This window comes from Streptomyces sp. NPDC056452, assembly GCF_042796085.1.
In the GTDB taxonomy this organism is placed as follows: Bacteria; Actinomycetota; Actinomycetes; order Streptomycetales; family Streptomycetaceae; genus Streptomyces.
This window is the reverse complement of the sequence record NZ_JBHTRI010000002.1, coordinates 235179-254203: the sequence shown is the minus strand read 5'-3', so window position 1 is coordinate 254203 and position 19025 is coordinate 235179. Positions and strand designations below refer to the sequence as shown.

The 19025-nt window shown below is 71.5% G+C and carries 17 protein-coding genes and 2 pseudogenes; 13 read left to right on the top strand and 6 right to left on the bottom strand.

Translation table 11 applies throughout. The features are described from left to right. Window positions 1–44 precede the first annotated feature (44 nt). The 3 genes from ACFQ6X_RS03520 (at window position 45) to ACFQ6X_RS03510 (ending at window position 3739) form a co-directional block, all read left to right on the top strand. Window positions 45–1013, top strand: coding sequence for a fumarylacetoacetate (FAA) hydrolase (locus ACFQ6X_RS03520; protein WP_383175204.1), 969 nt, complete (start codon window positions 45–47; stop codon window positions 1011–1013). Between the two features lie 105 nt (window positions 1014–1118). Then, window positions 1119–2510, top strand: a complete 1392-nt coding sequence (locus ACFQ6X_RS03515; protein WP_383175201.1) for an NtaA/DmoA family FMN-dependent monooxygenase — start codon at window positions 1119–1121, stop codon at window positions 2508–2510. Beyond that, entirely contained in the window at window positions 2507–3739 is a 1233-nt protein-coding gene (locus ACFQ6X_RS03510; protein WP_383175198.1) for an LLM class flavin-dependent oxidoreductase, read from the top strand. The genes ACFQ6X_RS03515 and ACFQ6X_RS03510 overlap by 4 nt, the downstream gene beginning before the upstream one ends. Window positions 3740–3779: 40 nt before the next feature. Here the strand turns inward: ACFQ6X_RS03510 and ACFQ6X_RS03505 are convergent, their stop codons facing one another. After that, window positions 3780–4304 carry a GNAT family N-acetyltransferase gene (locus ACFQ6X_RS03505; protein WP_383175195.1) on the bottom strand — a complete coding sequence of 175 codons (525 nt, stop codon included), beginning with the start codon at window positions 4302–4304 and terminating at the stop codon, window positions 3780–3782. 75 nt (window positions 4305–4379) lie between these two features. Between ACFQ6X_RS03505 and ACFQ6X_RS03500 the strand changes: the two genes are divergently transcribed. Next, window positions 4380–4973, top strand: coding sequence for a TetR/AcrR family transcriptional regulator (locus ACFQ6X_RS03500; RefSeq protein WP_383175192.1), 594 nt, complete (start codon window positions 4380–4382; stop codon window positions 4971–4973). A 6-nt stretch (window positions 4974–4979) separates the two neighbouring features. Here ACFQ6X_RS03500 and ACFQ6X_RS03495 read toward each other — a convergent pair whose 3' ends face one another. Further along, a complete protein-coding gene (locus ACFQ6X_RS03495) occupies window positions 4980–5231 on the bottom strand; it encodes a hypothetical protein (protein WP_383175189.1) in 252 nt (83 codons plus the stop codon). Between the two features lie 101 nt (window positions 5232–5332). Beyond that, on the bottom strand, window positions 5333–6247 hold the full coding sequence (locus ACFQ6X_RS03490; protein WP_383175400.1) for a glycoside hydrolase family 11 protein: 915 nt from the start codon (window positions 6245–6247) through the stop codon (window positions 5333–5335). 621 nt (window positions 6248–6868) lie between these two features. On the opposite strand from ACFQ6X_RS03490, the gene ACFQ6X_RS03485 reads away from it, so the two are divergent. The 3 genes from ACFQ6X_RS03485 (at window position 6869) to ACFQ6X_RS03475 (ending at window position 10495) form a co-directional block, all read left to right on the top strand. Then, window positions 6869–7612 (top strand): phosphotransferase, encoded by a 744-nt coding sequence (locus ACFQ6X_RS03485; protein WP_383175186.1) that lies wholly within the window; start codon window positions 6869–6871, stop codon window positions 7610–7612. 247 nt (window positions 7613–7859) lie between these two features. Continuing rightward, window positions 7860–8540, top strand: coding sequence for a GAP family protein (locus ACFQ6X_RS03480; RefSeq protein ID WP_383175183.1), 681 nt, complete (start codon window positions 7860–7862; stop codon window positions 8538–8540). A 140-nt stretch (window positions 8541–8680) separates the two neighbouring features. Beyond that, on the top strand, window positions 8681–10495 hold the full coding sequence (locus ACFQ6X_RS03475) for an alkyl/aryl-sulfatase (RefSeq protein ID WP_383175180.1): 1815 nt from the start codon (window positions 8681–8683) through the stop codon (window positions 10493–10495). A gap of 45 nt (window positions 10496–10540) precedes the next feature. Here the strand turns inward: ACFQ6X_RS03475 and ACFQ6X_RS03470 are convergent, their stop codons facing one another. Together ACFQ6X_RS03470 and ACFQ6X_RS03465 are read right to left on the bottom strand one after the other, a co-directional pair. Continuing rightward, on the bottom strand, window positions 10541–10684 hold the full coding sequence (locus tag ACFQ6X_RS03470; protein WP_383175177.1) for a hypothetical protein: 144 nt from the start codon (window positions 10682–10684) through the stop codon (window positions 10541–10543). A 155-nt stretch (window positions 10685–10839) separates the two neighbouring features. Beyond that, on the bottom strand, window positions 10840–11565 hold the full coding sequence (locus ACFQ6X_RS03465; RefSeq protein ID WP_383175174.1) for a polysaccharide deacetylase family protein: 726 nt from the start codon (window positions 11563–11565) through the stop codon (window positions 10840–10842). A 323-nt stretch (window positions 11566–11888) separates the two neighbouring features. Here ACFQ6X_RS03465 and ACFQ6X_RS03460 point away from each other — a divergent pair, with 323 nt between their 5' ends. Beyond that, the gene (locus ACFQ6X_RS03460; RefSeq protein ID WP_383175171.1) at window positions 11889–12845 is read left to right on the top strand and encodes an alpha/beta hydrolase; all 957 of its coding nucleotides are present in this window, start codon (window positions 11889–11891) and stop codon (window positions 12843–12845) included. 12 nt (window positions 12846–12857) lie between these two features. Here the strand turns inward: ACFQ6X_RS03460 and ACFQ6X_RS03455 are convergent, their stop codons facing one another. Next, window positions 12858–14069: a PucR family transcriptional regulator gene (locus tag ACFQ6X_RS03455; RefSeq protein ID WP_383175168.1), complete on the bottom strand. Its 1212-nt coding sequence runs from the start codon at window positions 14067–14069 to the stop codon at window positions 12858–12860. Window positions 14070–14110: 41 nt separating this feature from the next. Between ACFQ6X_RS03455 and ACFQ6X_RS03450 the strand changes: the two genes are divergently transcribed. The 5 genes and pseudogenes from ACFQ6X_RS03450 to ACFQ6X_RS03430 all read left to right on the top strand — a co-directional run bounded on the left by ACFQ6X_RS03450 (window position 14111) and on the right by ACFQ6X_RS03430 (window position 18740). After that, window positions 14111–15433 carry a PHB depolymerase family esterase gene (locus tag ACFQ6X_RS03450; RefSeq protein WP_383175165.1) on the top strand — a complete coding sequence of 441 codons (1323 nt, stop codon included), beginning with the start codon at window positions 14111–14113 and terminating at the stop codon, window positions 15431–15433. A gap of 348 nt (window positions 15434–15781) precedes the next feature. Continuing rightward, window positions 15782–16381, top strand: a pseudogene (locus ACFQ6X_RS03445) (ATP-binding cassette domain-containing protein); the annotation flags it as partial. A gap of 135 nt (window positions 16382–16516) precedes the next feature. Next, a pseudogene (locus ACFQ6X_RS03440) lies at window positions 16517–17258 on the top strand (ATP-binding cassette domain-containing protein); the annotation flags it as partial. A 295-nt stretch (window positions 17259–17553) separates the two neighbouring features. Beyond that, window positions 17554–18249: a class E sortase gene (locus tag ACFQ6X_RS03435; RefSeq protein WP_383175162.1), complete on the top strand. Its 696-nt coding sequence runs from the start codon at window positions 17554–17556 to the stop codon at window positions 18247–18249. 23 nt (window positions 18250–18272) lie between these two features. Further along, entirely contained in the window at window positions 18273–18740 is a 468-nt protein-coding gene (locus ACFQ6X_RS03430) for a cyclic nucleotide-binding domain-containing protein (RefSeq protein WP_383175159.1), read from the top strand. Window positions 18741–19025 lie beyond the last annotated feature (285 nt).

Below are 19025 nucleotides of genomic sequence, written 5' to 3'. Positions count from 1 at the left end.
CACATCGGCCCACATCGGCCATTTCAGCCCTGGAGGAATTCCCCATGTCCCAGTCCGTTCCCCCCGCTCTCCCTGTTCTCCCCGTCCTGTTCGAGGCCACGTACGCCGGCGGACGCCATGTCGGTTTCGGCAGGCCCGAGGACGGCACGCCGCAGACCCTGTACCGGGTGGCCGACGGGCAGGTCGCCGCCGCCTTCCTCTCGACCGACGGTTCGGAGACCGCCCTGAAGGCCACCCTCACCGAGGGCGCGGAAACCGTCACCGTCACCGTCGGCGACCCGGAGCTGAGGCTGCTGCCGCCGCTGCTGCCGACGGCCACGGGCAACGCGCTGCTGAGCGGTTTCATGGGCACGCACAAGAAGAAGTGGAACGGCGAAACCGCCCCCGAGGGCGGGGAGTTCACCCCGCCCAAGTGGTTCTTCAAGGGGTTCGGCGACTGGGTGCGGCTGCCGGGCGAGACCTTGGACGTGCCCGCAGCCCCGGTCGCCCTGATCGAGGAGCCGGAGGTCACGCTGGTCTACGTCAACGACGACGACGGCACGCCCCACTACGCCGGCTACACCTTCGGCAACGACCTGTGCGACATCGGCCTGCACCGCCAGGACCCCGGCTACAACCCGTACTGCAAGCTGTGCGACACCGCGCTCACCCCGTGGCTGTTCCTCGGCCCGCCGCCGCGCACGGTCACCGGGCGGGTCACCATCGTGCGGGACGGCGCGACGGCCTGGGAGGGCAGTTTCGACTGCGGCGCCGACGCCCTGTACTACCGGGTGCAGGACATGGCGTCACACCTGTTCTCGTTCCCCGCGGTACGGCGGCCCGGACAGGTCAACTACGTGCTCCTGGGCGCCGACGAGGCCAGTTTCCACGACGGGTTCCGGATCGCCGACGGCGACCGCATCGCCATCGACGTGAAGAGCCACGGCGTGGCCTTCGAGAACACGGTGCGGTACGTCTCCCCGGCCCCTCCCGCCACGCCGTCCGTGACACCCGCGGCAGCCCCGACGGCGTGAACAGCTCATGAAGTAAGGCCTGTTGGCCTGTCCACGCCGCCACCGGCCCGTGCACGCTCTGAGGGCCCCACCCACAGCCGGACCTTCGCAGGAGGAGACCGCACCGTGCCCGTCACCGGAAAGAAGCAGGTGCACCTCGCCGCGCAGCTGCCCGGCATCCACAACGTGACCGTCTGGTCGGACCCCCGGTCCGGGAGCCAGATCTCCATCGACTCCTTCATCCGGCTCGCGCAGACCGTCGAACGCGGCAGGTTCGACTTCTTCTTCCTCGCCGAGGGGCTGCGGCTGCGCGAGCACAAGGGGCAGGTATACGACCTGGACATCGCGGGACGCCCGGAGAACCTGACCGTGCTCAGCGCGCTGGCCGCCGTCACCACGCGCCTCGGCCTCGCCGCGACCGTCAACGCCACCTTCAACGAGCCGTACGAGGTGGCGCGCCGGCTCGCGACGCTCGACCACCTCAGCTCCGGGCGGTCGGCCTGGAACGTGGTCACCAGCTACGACGCCTTCACCGGCGAGAACTTCCGCCGCGGCGGCTTCCTCGACGAGGCCGACCGCTACACCCGGGCAGCCGAATTCCTGGCCACCACACGTGAGTTGTGGAACAGCTGGGCGGACGGGGATCTTCGCGCCGACGCGGCTGCGGGAGAGTTCGTACGTCCCGGGGCCGGCCGGTTCGCCCATCACGGGGCGCACTTCGACATCTCGGGCCGGTTCACGACACCGCCCGGTCCGCAGGGACACCCCGTGATCATCCAGTCGGGCGAGTCCGACGCGGGCCGCGAGTTCGCCGCGTCCGACGCGGACGTGATCTTCAGCAAGCACAACCAGCTCGACGCGGCCCGTGACTTCTACCGGGATGTGAAGCGGCGCCTGGCCCGGTACGGGCGCACCCCGGACGAGCTGAAGATCATGCCCACCGCCAACGCCGTCATCGCCGACACCGACGAGGAGGCCGTCGCGTACGCCGCCGAGGTCAGTCGCGACCTGGTGAGCCCGCAGACCGCGATCGCCCACCTGGAGGCGGTCTGGGGCCGCGACCTGTCGGGGTACGACCCGGACGGGCCGCTGCCCGTCATCGAGCCCGAGGACGACGCCCATTTCCTGAAGGGCCACTCGGTGTTCCGCAAGGGCCGCGCCGAGACGGCCCGGCAGTGGCGGAAGCTCGCCGAGGAACGCAACCTGAGCATCCGCGAACTGGTCATCGAGGTCGGTGGCCGCCAGACGTTCGTCGGCAGCCCGCGGACGGTCGCCGACGCCATCGACCACTTCGTGCAGACCGAGGGCGCCGACGGCTTCGTCCTCGTCCCCCATCTGACCCCCGGCGGGCTCGACGACCTGGTGGACCGGGTGGTGCCGCTGCTCCAGGAGAAGGGCGTGTTCCGCGAGGACTACGCGGGGACGACGCTCAGGGACCACCTGGGCCTGAGCACCCCCGACCGCTCCGAACGGCCCGCGGACCGGAAGCCCGTGGACAACGAGAAGGAGGCCTCGTGACCGGCACGACCGGCAGCACCCCGCTCCACCTCGCCGTCGCCCTCGACGGCGCGGGGTGGCACCCGGCCGCCTGGCGGGCGGCGGACGCCCGGCCCGGTGAGCTGCTCACGCCCGCGTACTGGGCCGGCCTGGTCGCCGAGGCCGAGCGCGGCCTCCTGGACTTCGTCACCTTCGAGGACGCCCTCGGACTGCAGACCGCCGCCTTCCACCTGCCGGACGACCGCACCGACCAGGTCAGGGGCAGCGTGGACGCGGTGCTCCTCGCCGCCCACCTCGCCCCCCTCACCGAGCGCATCGGCCTGGTCCCGACGACGAACGTCACGCACACCGAACCGTTCCACCTCGCCATCGGCATCGCCACGCTCGACCACGCGAGCAAGGGCCGTGCCGGCTGGCGCCCGCAGATCTCCTCACGCGCCGCCGACGCCTCCCACTTCGGCCGCCGCACCACACCTCGGCTCACCGACGACGACGTACGCGACCCGGAGCTGATCGCCGCCCGGCTGCGCGAACTCTTCGCGGAGGGCGCCGAGGTGGTGGAGGCGGCACGGCGGCTGTGGGACAGCTGGGAGGACGACGCGGAGATACGGGACGCACCCACCGGCCGCTTCATCGACCGCGACAAGGTGCACCACGTCGACTTCCGGGGAACGCGGTTCAGCGTGAAGGGCCCCTCGATCACGCCGCGGACCCCGCAGGGGCAACCCGTGGTGGTGAGCCTCGCGCACGCCTCCACCCCGTACGAGTTCGCGGCGCTCGGCTCCGACCTCGTCCACGTCACCCCGCACGACCGTGCGGGCACCGCGGCGGTCCTCGCGCAGGTCGACGAGGCGGTGGAGCGCACCGGCAGGGACATCCGGGACCGGCCTCTGCGCAGGTTCGCGGAACTCCTGGTCTTCCTGGACGAGGAGCCTGGCGCGGCCGCGGACCGCAAGGCCCGCCTGGACGACCTGGCCGGCGCCGAACTCGCCTCCGACGCCGAGATCTTCACCGGCACGCCCGGCGAGCTCGCCGACCTGCTGCTCGACTGGCGCACCGCCGGCCTCGACGGCTTCCGGCTGCGGCCCGGCACGCTGCCGCACGACCTCACCGCGATCACCCGCGGCCTGGTCCCGGAACTCCAGCGGCGCGGTGTGTTCCGTACCGCGTACGAGGCCACGACCCTGCGCGGCCACCTGGGACTGCCGCGCCCCACCAGCCGCTACGCGGAGGCGGCAGCCCGCCGATGACGGCCGGGCGCGCCGGGCCGGCACCGGTCCGCCCCACGGTTCAGCGGGCCGCCGGGGCGCGCAGGTCGAGGGTCCAGTTCTGGCCGACGAGGTCGTGGCCGAAGCTGTGGTGAGGCTCCTCGTCGGTGAGGGTGAAGCCGAGGCCCTGGTAGATCTTTCGCGCGGCCACCAGGACGTCGTTCGTCCACAGCGTCACCTGCCGGTAGCCGGCCCCGCGCGCGAAGGCGAGGCACTCCTCGGCCAGGCGGGTACCGAGGCCGAGGCCCCTGGCCTTCACGGTGACCAGCAGGATGCGCAGTCTGGCGATCCCGGGTTCGTCGCCGGCGACGAGGAAGACGCAGCCGGCGCGCTCGCCGTCGACCTCGGCGATCCACGCGGCCTCCTTCGCCGGGTCGTGGCCGGTGCCGTAGTCGGCCACGATCTTGGCGACGAGGGCCTCGAAGTCGCTGTTCCAGCCGAACTGCCGGTCGTAGACCTCACCGTGGGTCATCACCACCCAGCCCAGATCCCCGGGGCGGTCGGCGCGGCGTACAACGACGTGCGGCTGATGGTCCCGCTGCGACATGGGCTTTCCTCTCCTGGCCACAGGGCGGCACCCGGGCCACTGACACAACTGTTTCAGTAACGATAGGCTACCTCCATGCCCCAGGAAGCGACAGTTCCCTCCGCCCGGCAGGTCGAGCTGCTGGAAGCCGCCTACCGGTACGCGCTCGCGCACGGTCTGTCCGACCTTTCCCTGCGCCCGCTCGCTGCGGCTGTCGGCTCCAGCCCCCGCGTCCTGATGTTCCTGTTCGGCAACAAGGACGGCCTGGTCAGGGCACTGCTGGCACGGGCGCGCCAGGACGAGCTGACGGCTCTGGAGCAGCTCGGGGACGCCGAGCAACCCATCGGCCTGGCTGCAGCGGCGGAGCGGATCTGGTCCTGGCTCGCCGCCGGGGACCACCGTCCGCTGCTGCGGTTGTGGGCCGAGGCGTACGCCCGGTCCCTCGTCGAGCCCGAGGGCGCGTGGGCCGGCTTCGCGCGCGCCACCGTGAACGACTGGCTCGACGTCCTGGCCGCCTGCCAGCCCGCATCCGAACGCCGCACCGGGGACGGCGTCACCCGCCGCACCCTGGCCCTGGCCGTGCTCCGCGGCGCGCTGCTCGATCTCCTCGCCACCGACGACGAAGCCCGCACCACCGCCGCCGTCCACCACCAGCTCGCGCACCTGTCCGCCCCGGCCTCCCAGGATTGACCGCCGCTACTTCGCGGGGGTCCGGGTTCGCCGGTGGTCCAGGGCCTCCGCGCCGAAGCCGGCAACGACGAGCAGGCATCCCAGCCAGAAGAAAGACATGCTCTGCCGCTCCACTCCGCCGAGCAGGATGGCCGCGAGGCCGACGGACGGCAGGAGGACCCCGGCGGCCGCCCACCGACGTGCCCTGAGCGCGAAGTTGACCGCGGAGGCCGAGCTGAGCACGAAGAGCACCGTCATCACAACCATGGCTATGCGCATGCGGGCAGTGTGCCCGGGCGCCCTCCGCGTGCGCCGGTCGGGGCGGCGGCCGGGTGCCGCCGCCCCGCCGGTGCGGTGTTACGGGTGTGCTCTGCCGAAGGTCAGCCGGCGCTGCAGGAGACCGTCGGCCAGGTCCAGGATCCGTTGGCCTGGAGGGTGACCCCGAAGTTGTTGCCGCTGCCGTTGGATTTGGCCGTCAGTACCTGGGCGCTCGGGTAACTGGCGGTCGTGTTCCAGGTGGAGAGGACCTTCTGCGGGGACGGGACGTTCATCGTCACGGTCCAGTTGCTGGAGCCCGAGACCGCGACGTTGAGGTTGTAGCGGTCGCTCCACTTCTCACCTGCGGACAGGGCGGCGGTGCAGCCACCGCCACCGCCGCCGCCACCGCCACCACCGGAGGAGCTGCCCAGCGTGATGTTGGAACTCCCGCTGCTCTGGTAGCCCTCGGTGGCCATGATCATGTAGTTGAAGGTGCCCAGGTTCATCCCCTTCTGGGCCCAGGCGTCGAAGTGGTTGCCGGTGGTGATGGTTCCGCCGGTTCTCTTCGCCTGCCTGACGCTCCAGAACTGCTTGAACGTCTTGGTGCCTTCGATGGAGGGGGCGTTGGTCCGCGTCGTCTCGTAGATGTCGTACGTTCCGCCGTCGCTGGAGACGGTGCCCTTGAACGTTCCCGTGGGCCGGTAGGTGCCCCAGTTGTCGACGATGTAGTACTCGACGAGCGGGTTCGTCGACCAGCCGTAGAGCGTCAGGTACGCGTTGCCGGACGGGTTGAAGGTGCCCGAGTAGGTCACGCTCCGGCGCCCGCCGGTGCTCCAGCCCTTACCGGCCACGAAGTTCCCGGTGTTGCTCCACGACGTGCCGTAGGTACCGCCGGATCCCAGGTTCATCGAGACCGTGCCGGAACTGTCCGTCCAGAACGAGTAGTAGTAGCCGTTGTTGGTTCCGGTCTGATTCGAGTTGATGACCGTGTCGGCACTGGCGGTGCCGGGCAGCGCGATCGCGGCCACGCAGGCCATCGCCACGGCGAAGGCACTGCGGATGAAAAGCCTGAAGCGGCCGAATGACCTGGTGCGGCCGCTTGCGCGGCTCGTCGCATGTGCGGGTGCGTCGTTCATGTGCGTACTTCCTCCTCGTCCTCGTAAGGCCGTTGGGGCCGGGCGGCACGACACGTCTCGCGCAGGTGCCGGTGAACGGGCGACGGCGGCACGTGCGCGTCGGTGTCGCGCAGCCCGGCCGAACACGGGGCCGGTCGTTGCGTGTTCGGCGGCCCGGCCCCGGTGACGGGTCGTGGTCGACCCGGATCGACAGCGATCTGAGGTCTGCCGACGGCGCTCAGTGTTGATCTGACCTCGTCAACTGTCAATAGTTTCGGCATGAGTTACGAAACAGTCGATCGGCCGAGGAGTTTGTACGGTGATCGTATTGCCAGGTCATAGCCACTATCACGTCCATCGATTTCATGATGGTCACGCAGGACGTCATTGCTGGATCAGAATCAAAGATCTTCATTTTCGAAAGTTTCGAATTCTTTCGGAATGCGTTGCGCGAAGGAACGTGCTCACACCGCGGTCACGCCGGTGACACCGCTCCCGGAAATCCACTCGCTCGGACCGCGCGGTGGAGGAGACCATCGGGTCATGGCCTTTTCAGGACCACCCCCCTCCCCCGTTCGGGTACCTGCACGCATCGCCGGCCTGGCCGGGGACCGGCCCCTGCTGCCCGTGTGGCAGAACGAGTTGGGCGGGCTGACCTTCCGTATCGGCAACGGGGACGGCCGGCTCTTCGCCAAGTGGGCTCCGGCGGGCTCCGGGCTGGACCTGACCGCCGAGGCGGAACGCCTGCGGTGGGCCCGCCGTTTCACGACCGTGCCCCGCGTGGCCGAGTACGGAGCGGACCGGGACGGAGCCTGGCTCGTCACCCACGGGCTTCCCGGCGAGAACGCCGTCACCGACCGCTGGAAGGCAGATCCCGGCACCGCCGTGCGCGCGCTGGGTGCGGGGCTGCGGGCCCTGCACGAACGGCTGCCCGTGGCCGACTGCCCCTTCGGCTGGTCCGTCGAGGACCGCCTGACGCGCGCCCGGCGCGCAGGCATCCAGGTGCCCTCGGACCTGTCCGCGCCCCCGCCCGTCGACCGCCTCGTCGTGTGCCACGGCGACCCGTGCGCACCGAACACGCTGCTCCACGAGGACGGCACCTGGTCCGGTCACGTGGACATGGGGGCGCTCGGCGTCGCCGACCGCTGGGCGGACCTGGCCGTTGCCACCTGGAACACCGAGCACAACTACGGCCCCGGCTGGCAGGACACCCTCCTCGACGCCTACGGAATCGCCGCCGACCCGCACCGGGCCGAGTTCTACCGCCGTCTCTGGTCGGCGACGTGAGCAACGGTGGGCGAGGGGGTGCCGGGTGAAGCCCGCCCACGCGTGAGTGCCCCCAGTGCATCGCCGCGCCGCGAGGCGCCCGCAACCGGGACAGCGGATGCTGAGCGGTGGGCAATATGCCAGTTTTATGCATGATGAAACCAATGTGGACGACGCACGCGCGGGTGCTCGGCGACGGCTCCCGCGTTCCCGGCGGAACGAGGACGTGGCGCGTGCGGGCGCTCCCCGCGCGGGAGGCCTGAACCGCATGGGTGACGCCGTCGGACAGATGCTGGCCTCGGCGGCAGGCATCGCCATCAGCCCCGTACCGCTGATCGCGGTGATATTGATGCTCGCGACTCCGCACGGCCGCTTCAACGGCATCGCGTTCACGCTCGGCTGGGTGGGTTCCCTCGGCGTCCTGGTGACAGTGATCGTGCTGGCCGGTTCGGGAGCCGGCGCCTCAGGAGGCGACAAGGGACCGGCGACGTGGACGCTCTGGCTGAAACTCGCCCTCGGTGTGCTGTTCCTGCTGATCGGGGTCAGGCAGTGGAAGGGCCGGCCGCGCCAGGGCCAGGAGGCCCCGACCCCGGGCTGGATGAAGGCCGTCGACACGTTCACGCCCATGAAGTCGGCCGGCCTCGCCGCGGTCCTCGCCGTCGCCAACCCGAAGAACCTGGTGCTGGCGGTCGGCGGCGCGGTCTCCATCGCCTCCAGCACGGCGGGCACCGGCGGCAAGACGGTCGCGGCCGTGCTGATGGTCGTCATCGCCTCGCTGTGCGCCACGGTCCCGCTGGCCGTCTACCTCGTCGGCGGGGAGAGGTCGGCCGGGGTGCTGGGCAGGTGGAAGGCGTCGATGGCCGCGCACGACGCGGCGATCATGACGACCCTGCTGGTGGTCCTCGGAGCGAAGTACATCGGCGACGCGATCAGCGGTCTGGCCACCTGACACCCCGCCGTACCGGGCGGGCACGGGCGCACACCATGGACGGCCCCCGCAGCGCCGGACACCCGGACGGCCCATACCCCCCGGGCACGACGCCTGCCGCTCCCACAGGATGAACACAGTGCCAACCCCTGGAGGCCCGCGTGACCAGAGTCGACGTCATCCCCGACTTCGAGGACCGAGCCGACTTCGAGGACGCCGATCGCGGGCTGGTCGCACCCCCCGCAGCCGGGACGATCACGGCTGCCGACGGCAGAGTGGTGTGGAGCTTCGACGACACGGCCTTCCTGGACGGCGACTGCCCCGATACGGCGAATTCCAGCCTGTGGCGGCAGTCCCAGCTGTGCGCCCGCGCCGGCCTCTACAAGGTGACCGACGGGGTCTTCCAGGTCCGCGGATTCGACCTGTCGAACATGACGCTCGTCGAGGGCGACCGCGGCGTGATCGTCGTGGACCCGCTGGTGTCCGAGGAAACGGCAGCCGCCGCGCTCGCCCTCTACCGGGAGCACCGCGGTGAACGGCCCGTCACCGCCGTCCTGTTCACGCACTCCCACCTCGACCACTTCGGCGGCGTCCACGGCGTCACCGGCGACGGCGACGACGTCCCCGTCGTGGCTCCCGAGGGCTTCATGGAGAGCTCCGTCGCGGAGAACGTCTACGCCGGAACGGCCATGCTGCGGCGCGGCGCGTACTACGCGGGCTCCAACCTCGGCCGTGACCCCGAGGGCCTGATCGGCATGGGCCTCGGCTTCACCGCGTCCACCGGGCTGCCGGGGCTCCTCGCGCCCACGATCGAGATCAAGCACACCGGCCAGGAGCTGACCCTCGACGGCGTCCTCCTCCGCTTCCAGATGACGCCGGGCACCGAAGCACCCTCGGAGATGAACTTCCTCATCCCCGAGCGGCGCGCCCTGTGCATGGCGGAGAACGCGACCCACAACCTCCACAACATCCTGACGCTGCGCGGTGCACTCGTACGTGACGCCCGCGTCTGGTCCCGCTATCTCAACGAGGCCCGCGAGCTGTTCGCGCACGACGCCGACGTGCTCTTCGCCTCCCACCACTGGCCCACCTGGGGCAAGGAGCGCATCCGGACCTTCCTCGCCGAGCAGCGCGACCTGTACGGATACCTGCACGACCAGACGCTGCGCCTCGCCAACCAGGGGTACACGGGCACCGAGATCGCCGAGGTGCTCGAACTCCCGCCGGTGCTGGCGCGCGCCTGGCACGCCCGTGGTTACTACGGCTCCGTCAACCACAACATCAAGGCCATCTTCCAGCGGTACATGGGCTGGTACGACGGGCATCCCTCATCGCTCTGGGAGCACCCGCCCACCGAGAGCGCCCAGCGGTACGTGGACTGCATCGGCGGCCTCGAAGCGGTCCTCACCAAAGCGCGCGGGTACATCGCCGAAGGCGATCTGCGCTTCGCCGCCCAGCTGCTCAAGCACGCCGTGTTCGCGGCTCCGGACAGCACCGACGCGAAGGACCTCCTGGCGGAGGTCTACGAGCGGCTCGCGTACGGCGCCGAGTGCGCGACCTGGCGCAACTGCTACCTCACCGGGGCCGCCGAGCTGCGCCAGGGCATCACTCCGACCGTCATCACGGCGGGCACCATGGCCACCGCCCTGTCCGTGGAACAGCTCTTCGACTCCCTCGCCGTCCGCGTCAACGGCCCCGAGGCGTGGGACCACTCCTTCACGGTGCACTGGCAGTTCACCGACCTCGGTGAGGCGTACCGCATGACCCTGCACAACGGTGTCCTGATCCACTCCCGCACCTCGCAGCCCGGCGACGGGGCGGACCTCGCCCTCACCCTCACCAAGCCACAGCTCATGCAGCTCCTCGGCGGCAAGGGGCTCGACGGAATCGAGCACACCGGCGACCCCGGCGTGCTCGACACCATCCTCTCCGTCCTGGACGACCCCGACCCCGACTTCGCCGTCGTCACACCCTGAGAGCCGGGGTCCCCGGCGCCGCTCGCCGTCGGGCCCCGGGAGGGATCAGCGCAGCAGGTGGAGGGGGACGGCCCGGGACATCGCCTCGGCCCCGGCGTCGTTGGGGTGCAGGTGGTCGCCGCTGTCGTACCGGGCCAGGAGGCGTTCCGGGTCTGCCGGATCGCGCAGGGCCCTGTCGAAGTCGATCACCGCGTCGTAGGCCCCGCTCGTACGGATCCGGCCAGGAACAGGGCTCCGGTCAGTACGGCCACCGGACGGCGTCCCGCGCGGCGGGCGCCGGACCCTGCGGAATGCGGTCTCACAGGGATCTCCTGAAGAGGTGAGGGGAGCTGATCGGAGCTGCGTCAGGCTCTGCGGGCGGGCTTGTCGAAGCGCCAGTGGGCCGCCCGCAGTGCGGGGACGATCCGGTCGACGGCCTCGACGGTCTGGCTGCGGTCGCCGCCACCGTCGTGGAGCAGCACCACCGCCCCGGGGGTGACGCCTTCCTCGATGCGGCGGACCAGCTCGTCGGTGCCCGGCGGCTCCCAGTCCCCGATCGCCAGCCGCCAGCCCAGCGGCTGCATCCCCAGATCAGCCGCCACCTGCGGGGTCTGTCCCCAACTCCCGTACGGAGCACGGAAGTAGGGAATACGCGCGCCGGGTGCGGCGCGGCGGATCTCGGCGTTGGTCCGCTCCAGGTCCGCACGGATGTCCTCGGCCGGCCAGGCCGCCATGTCGTCGTGGCGCATCGTGTGGTTGCACAGCGTGTGGCCGCCCGCGACGATCGCGCGCACCAGTTCGGGGTGCTCCTTGACGTGGTCGCCCCACAGGCAGAACACCGCCTTGACGTGGTGCTTGCGCAGCACTTCCAGCAGCCGCGGGGTGTCGGTGGGGTTCGGGCCGTCGTCGAAGGTCAGGGCGACGGCCCGGCCGCCGTGCCGGGTGGAGTCGACGATCCCGGTGCCCGCCTGCTGCCCGGCGTACGCGGGACCCGTCACGGTGAGGGCGGCCAGGCACAGCCCCCCGGAGAGCAGCAGGGGCGTCGCACGGCGGCGCAGGCGGATGCGGGCACGGGTACGGAAAGTGGTCAACGCTGGTCCCTCTCGGAGGCGTTACGCATCGCCGGACGCGAAAGTTTCGGCCGGTCCGGCGATCGGGCGAGCAGACGGTAGAGAAGCCACCCGGTCGGCGTCAAGAGGGCCCAATTCCCTTACCCTGCAGGTGTTTTCGCTGGTCGGAGCGGGTCATCGCGGGCGTTCGGGGCACCGCCGGGGCCGAAATCGGCGCGGAAGACGCACAGGTGTCGGACGAGTACGGCCATGGACCCGACACATGTCGGATGACCTGGGGGAACACCCCGTGACACCGTCTCACTCACGACGCCGCCGCCCGCGGCCCGGACCGGAGGAGGGGCATGCTCCCGCAACACCGTTTCGATCCGGAACTGGCCGCCGCGCTCACGATGATGCCCGAGGTCGACATCACGGACGTGGGCGCCGCCAGGGCCGCGCAGGCCCAGCAGCTGACCGCGTCCCTCGCGACGGCGGACACCGCGGGGGTGGGCGTCCGGGAGGTCACCGTCCCCGGCCCGGACGGTGCGCCGGACGTCGCGCTGCGGCTGTACCGGCCCCGGTCCGCCCAGGGGCCGCTGCCCGTCGTCTACAGCATCCACGGCGGAGGCTTCGTCCTGGGCTCGCCGGACGTCGACCACGACTGGAATCTGCTGCTCTGCAGGGAACTGACGGCACTCGTGGTCTCCGTCGACTACCGGCTCGCCCCTGAACACCCGTTCCCCGCATCGCTGGAGGACTGCTACGCGGGACTGTCCGGTCTCGCGGCGAACGCCGTGGAGCTGGGTGTCCGGGCCGACCGGATCGCCCTGTGGGGCGACAGCGCCGGAGGGGGTCTCGCCGCAGCGCTGACCCTGCTCGCCCGGGACCGCCGAGGACCCGCCATCTGCTTCCAGCACCTGTGCAGCCCCGCGCTCGACGACCGGCTGGAGACGTCGAGCGCACGGCAGTTCACCGACACCCCCGTATGGAACCGCCGCAGCGCCCGCCTGAGCTGGGAGGCCTACCTCGGGAAAGGAATACCGGGCACGACCGATGTCTCCCCGTACGCGGCACCGGCCCGTGCCGGGGCCGCCGCCCTGTCCGGGCTGCCGCCCGCCTATGTGTCGGTGATGGAGTTCGACCCGCTGCGGGACGAGGGCGCCGACTACGCCCGCGCGCTGCGTGCCGCCGGGGTGCCCGCACAACTGCGGCTGTTCCCCGGTACCTTCCACGGCGCCTGGGCCGTGGAGCACGCCGCCGTCATACGGAACGCGACCGCCGAGGCGGTCGCGGCGCTCCGCACGGCGCTGGGGCGGTAGGCCGGTGCGCGCTCATCCGACCGTGCCGTTACCTTCCTCGCCGTCACTGCCGTCGCCGCCCTCTTCGGGTTGCGTCAGCCGCCATGCGTACAGGGCGAGTTGGGCGCCGAACCGGTCCTGCGGATCACGCAGCCGGAGGCCGAGTTCCTTCTCGACGTGGGCCAGCCGAGCGGCCACCGAGCTGTGGTGCAGGTGGAGTTCCACGGCGGCCTGCCGCAGCGAACCCGTACGGCAGAACGCGGCCAGCGCCGTCAGGAGTTCGACGCCCTGCCCCGCCCCCTCGCCGCAGGCCAGCTTCGTCAGCCGCCGTACGTCCTCCTGGGCACGCAGCCGCTCCACCGGGATGTCCGCCAGCAGTGCGACCGGGCCGAGTTCACCGTGGTCCGCCACCGACTCCTCGGGGGTGCCCGCCACGGCGAACCGCAGCGCGGAACGCGCCTGTTCCCATGAGAGCCGTGCGTCCAGTGGGGCTGCGGACGCGCCGACCCCCGCCCGTACCGCGTGCGCGGGACGGCGGTCCGTCCCCCGCTCACGGCCCCGTTCGTGCAGGGCCGCCCGTAGTTCCGCGGTCGTCGACGCCGTACGGGAACCGGGGCCGCCCGCGTCCGGACTCTGCACCAGCACCGCCCCCAGCGCACCGGCCCGCGCCACCCGGACCGTGCCCCGCACAGCACCGCGCCCCAGCAGCGCCACCGCCTCCAGCCCGGCGTCCGTCCCCGGGCGGCCGGTCACCGCGACCACCCGCAGCGGCACATCGGGGGCGAGGCCCAGCAGCCGCAGCGCGCGGATCCGGTCCGTGGCGTCCTCACGGCCCGACAGCACCAGTTCCACCAGTGCCGGATCCGCCGCGGTGGGCACCCGGGGCTGCCAGGGGCGGCCCGCGAGCACGCGGGCGGTGATCGCCATCCACTCCAGGACCAGCTCGTCGAACGGCCCCGGCACACCGGGCCGCTCCAGCCAGACACCGCCGGACGGCTCCAGATCCACCCGGCCGGAGACCTGCGCGGGTGCGCCCGGCAGAGCGAGGCCGTCCGGCCCGAACCGTGCCGCCCGTCCGTCGGGCAGCTCGAGGCCCGCCGCACAGCCGGCCAGGCCCGCAGTCGACCGCGCCAGCGTCTCCGGATCGGGGCCGCCGCCCAGCAGCGCCTCGAAGTGGGCGATCACGCGCACGGCGGTGGCGGCGTCCGCGTCCAGCGCCGACAGCCGCAGCAACAGGCCCTTCACAGCAGTCCCTTCACACCCGGCAGTCTAGGAAGGACAGGAACATGACCAACAGATCCCTGCATGCACCGGAGGCCGGAAGGCGGTCGGCGAGAGCGCTGCTGACAGCCCTCCTCGCGGGCGTCCTCCCCCTCGTGTCGGCGCTCCTGCTGGCCGTCGCACCCCCGGCGTCCGCCGCTTCGCTGACGGAGGTGACCTCCTTCGGCAGCAACCCGAGCAATCTGAGGATGCACGTGTACGTGCCGGACACCGTCCAGCAGCGGCCGGCCGTCCTGGTGGCGGTGCACTACTGCACAGGATCGGGCCCGGCGTTCTACTCGGGCACGGAATTCGCCTCGCTCGCCGACCGGTACGGGTTCATCGTCGTCTACCCCTCGGCGACCAGGAGCGGCAACTGCTTCGACGTCTCCTCGCCGCAGGCCCTCAAGCGTGACGGGGGCAGCGACCCCGTGGGCATCAGGTCCATGGTCAGCTACGTCCAGCAGCGGTACGGCGCCGACTCCGGCCGGATCTACGTCACCGGAGCCTCCTCGGGCGCCATGATGACCAACGTCCTGCTGGGCAACTACCCCGACGTCTTCAAGGCGGGGGCCGCCTTCATGGGCGTACCGCACTCCTGCTTCGCCACCACCGACGGATCGGGCTGGAACAGCGCCTGCGCCAACGGCACGGTCGACAGGACGCCACAGGCATGGGGCGCCCTGGTGCGTGCGGCGTATCCCGGGTACAGCGGTGCCCGGCCCCGGATGCAGATCTGGCACGGCACCGAGGACAGCACGCTGCGCTACCCGAACTTCAACGAGCAGATCGACCAGTGGACCGATGTCCTGGGCGTGAGCCGCACCCCCGCGGCCACCGACACCCCGCAGTCCGGCTGGACCCGCACCCGTTACGGCGCCACCGGCAACCAGGCCCCCGTGGAGGCCGTCAGCATCCAGGGCGTCGGCCACTCCCTGCCGACCGGCGGCATGGCGGCCCGGGCCCTCACGTTCTTCGGCCTGGACGGCACCACGACCACCCCGCCCGACCCCGGCCCCGACCCGGAGCCGGGTGCCTGCCGGGTGGGCTACACGACCAGCGCCTGGAACACCGGCCTGACCGCGACCCTCACCCTCACCAACACCTCGGCCGCGGCGATCAGCGGCTGGTCGCTCGCCTTCACCCTGCCCGCGGGCCAGACCATCACCTCCGGCTGGGGAGCGACGTACAGCCCGAGCAGCGGTGCGGTGACGGCCAGGAACGTCGCGTACAACGGCACACTCGCCCCCGGCGGCTCGGTCCAGATCGGCCTCCAGGCGAGCCACACGGGGAACACCGGGCAGCCCGCCTCCTTCGCGCTGAACGGATCCGTCTGCACCGGCGCCTGACAGCGTCCCGGTCCCGGCAGGACGTCCCCGCTGCCGGGACCGGGCATCCCCGCGCACCTGCGGGCCCCGGCCCCCCTGCGCTACAGTCGTCAGGTCCTGTTGTCTCCGATAGAGGTGGACGTTGCGCATCTGAGGTTCGCGATCATCGCGCGGTACGGCACTCAGCCGTAGCCCTGTCACGCTGCCGTCGGCTTTCCTGCCGCCCCGTGACCCCGCGTGGATGCGACCTCGGTGCATGAGCCGTCCCCGCCCTCCGGAGGACCGCACCCCCTTTTCCCATGGCCCGGTCGCCGCGTGGTGCTCGCATACGAAGCCCCTGTTCCTGTGCTTGCGACTGCGAGGATCACCATGTCCCACCCCCTCACGCCCACGGCTACTCTCACCTGCTCCGCCCTGTCCTTCCGCTGGCCCGACGGCACGGAAGTCTTCGACGGGCTCTCCCTCAGCATCGGCCGGGGCCGCACCGGCCTCGTCGGCAGCAACGGCTCCGGCAAGTCCACCCTGCTGCGGCTGCTGGCCGGCCGGCTGCGCCCCGCCCAGGGTTCGGTGACGGTGGGGGGCAGCCTCGCCTACCTTCCGCAGAACCTCACCCTCGACACGGGACTGCGCGTGGACGCGGCCCTCGGCATCGCCGAGCGCCGCACGGCGCTGCGCGCCATCGAGTCCGGCGACGTCGCGGTCGAGCACTTCGAGACCGTCGGCGACGACTGGGACGTCGAGGAACGGGCCCTGGCGACCCTGGGCTCGCTCGGACTCGACGGCATCGGCCTCGACCGCACCGTCGGGCAGCTGTCCGGCGGCGAGACCGTACTGCTGCGCCTGGCAGCCCTGCTGCTGGAGCGCCCCGACGTCCTGCTGCTCGACGAACCGACCAACAACCTCGACCTGTTCGCGCGTCGCAGGCTCTACGACGCCGTCGAGTCCTGGCGCTCCGGCGTGCTCGTCGTGGTCAGTCACGACCGTGACCTGCTGGAACGGGTCGACCGCATTGCCGAACTGCGGTCCGGATCCGTGAGCTGGTACGGAGGCGGCTGGTCCGACTACGAGGAGGCGCTGGCCACCCAGCAGGAAGCGGCGGGACGCATGCTGCGGGCCGCCGAGTCGGACGTGCGCCGCCAGAAGCGCGAGCTGGAGGAGACCCGGATCAAGGTGGCCCGCCGGCAGCGCCACAACAAGAAGATGGACGCCGAGCGGCGGGCCCCGCGCATCGTCGCCGGGGCACACAAGCGGTCCGCGCAGGAGTCGGCGGGCAAGCTGCGCGGCCTCCACGAGGACCGCCTTCAGGAGGCGCGCGAGCGGCTCGACGAGGCCGAGGACGCGATCCGCGACGACGCCGAGATCCGGGTGAGCCTCCCCCACACCGCCGTCCCCGCGGGCCGCACCGTCCTGAGCCTGCACGGGCTGCACCCGCGGTTCGGCGCGCTGCGCGACGGCGAGCTCCAGGTGAAGGGGCCCGAACGCATCGCCCTGGTCGGACGCAACGGGGCGGGCAAGACGACGCTGCTGCGGACCCTCACCGGGGAGCTCGCACCGCTGTCGGGCGAGGCCAGGACCTTCGTACCGCTGCGCTTCCTCCCCCAGCGCCTCGACGTGCTGGACGAGGAGCTGAGCGTCGCGGCGAACGTGGCCCGGCTGGCTCCCGGGATCACCGACAACCACATCCGCGCCCAGCTCGCACGGTTCCTCTTCAAGGGGGCGCGCGCCGAACAGCCGGCGGGCACCCTCTCGGGCGGCGAACGCTTCCGTGCCGCGCTCGCGGCGACGATGCTGGCCTCGCCCGCCCCTCAGCTGCTGATGCTCGACGAGCCGACCAACAACCTGGACACGGCGAGCGTGCGGCAGCTGGCGAGCGCGCTCGACGCCTACGAGGGAGCGCTCGTGATCGCCGGCCACGATCTGGCCTTCCTGGAATCGGTCGGCATCACCCGCTGGCTGCTCGTCGGGGAAGAGCTCCGGGAGACGACCGCGGAGGAGGTGCGCGACCTGCTCGCGGCCCCGGAGCCCGGCTGACCGGGGCCCGGCAGGGGAGCGCCCGGCCGGGAAGCGGTGGTGTACTGGAAGGAGCGGGCCGTGGACCGCGGTCCGCTCCGGCACCTGCCGACAACGATCCGGATCCCCCCATGCACAGTCTCCGAAGAGTTCCCCGGGCGCTCGCGGGCGCGATACTCGTGGCGCTGGCGGCCGGCTGCTCGGCAGCGACGGCCGGGCAGGCCACGGCGCCGGCCCCCGTCCTGGCCGCAGCACCTGCCGCACCGGCACCGACCACAGCCCCGGCACAGCCACCGGCCGACCGGACCGATCCGCGGACCGAGACCGCGACGCTCTCCATCCCGTCGATCGGCCTCACCGATCTGCGCGTCGTTCCGTACAAGGGGACGACGGACGACTGGCCGGGGACCCGTATCCAGAACCGCGGCGTCGCGGCCAGCCCGTACGGCAAGGACGGCGGCGTGGGCCCGGGCGAGGTCGGCAACTACCTCGTGACGGCCCACCGGCTCTCCGCGGGCGGACCGCTGCGCGCGCTCCCGTCCGTCGAGAAGGGCGACTCCGTCTTCGTCACGGAGGGCGGCACGGTGTACGAGTACCGGATCACCGAGTCCAGGACGACCTCCTTCCGTTCCGAGCGCTCCCTCGCCGAGCAGCGTGCCGAGGTCCCCGGCTCTCCGGGGGAGAACCCGACGAAGGCGATGATCACTCTCTCCACGTGCGCCACGCCCGAGGACAACGCGGCGGGCAACTTCTGGCGGGACGACAGGGACAATCCGGAACACCGCATCGACAGGATCGGCGTACTGGTGGCCTCGCGGCCGTCGTGACGCTTCACAGGAGCGAGGCCCTCATGCCGAAGACCAGGAGTCTGCTGGACGCGCTCCCGCCCGGGAGCCGGGCACGCCTGCTCGCCGAGGCGTCGCACGAGGTCCCCCTGGCGCAGGACGCGCGCGTCTTCGAAGAGGGCCGGCGTGCCGACCGCTTCTGGATCATCCGGTCCGGCCGGGTCGAGGTCGACCTCCGGGTTCCCGGGCGGCGTGCGGCGGTCGTCGAGACGCTGGGACGGGACGACCTCCTCGGCTGGTCCTGGCTCTTTCCTCCTCATGTGTGGCACCTGGGCGCGCATGTCGTCCATGCGGGACGGGCGGTGGAGTTCGACGCGGCGGCCGTCCGTGCCCTGTGCGAGGACGATGCGGAGCTGGGCCGTGCGGTGTACAAGTACGTCGCCGAGGCGGTGGCGGAGCGGCTGTACGGAACCCGCACCAGGCTGCTTCAGCTGTACGGGCCTCAAAACGGGGCAGCAACCCCGGAAGATTGAAGTAAAAACTACGGAAAAGTTTCGACTTGTCCGCTGTAGGACTACCGTAAAAGCATGGCCAGAATCGAGCGCAAGCACGAACGACAGGCGGAGCACGCATGTCCGGCCTGCAAGCACGACGTCGAGACGGAGCTGAAGCGACACAAGACCCTCGGAATCTTCGTCCCCGTCTGGGGTCCGGGTCCGTGCCGGAATCAAGAGTGCACGGCTTACGTGGCCGAGGCGGAGGAGACGGGGGCACCGAGGTCCGGTAGAGCCACCCGCAACCACGGGGACACTGCCGTC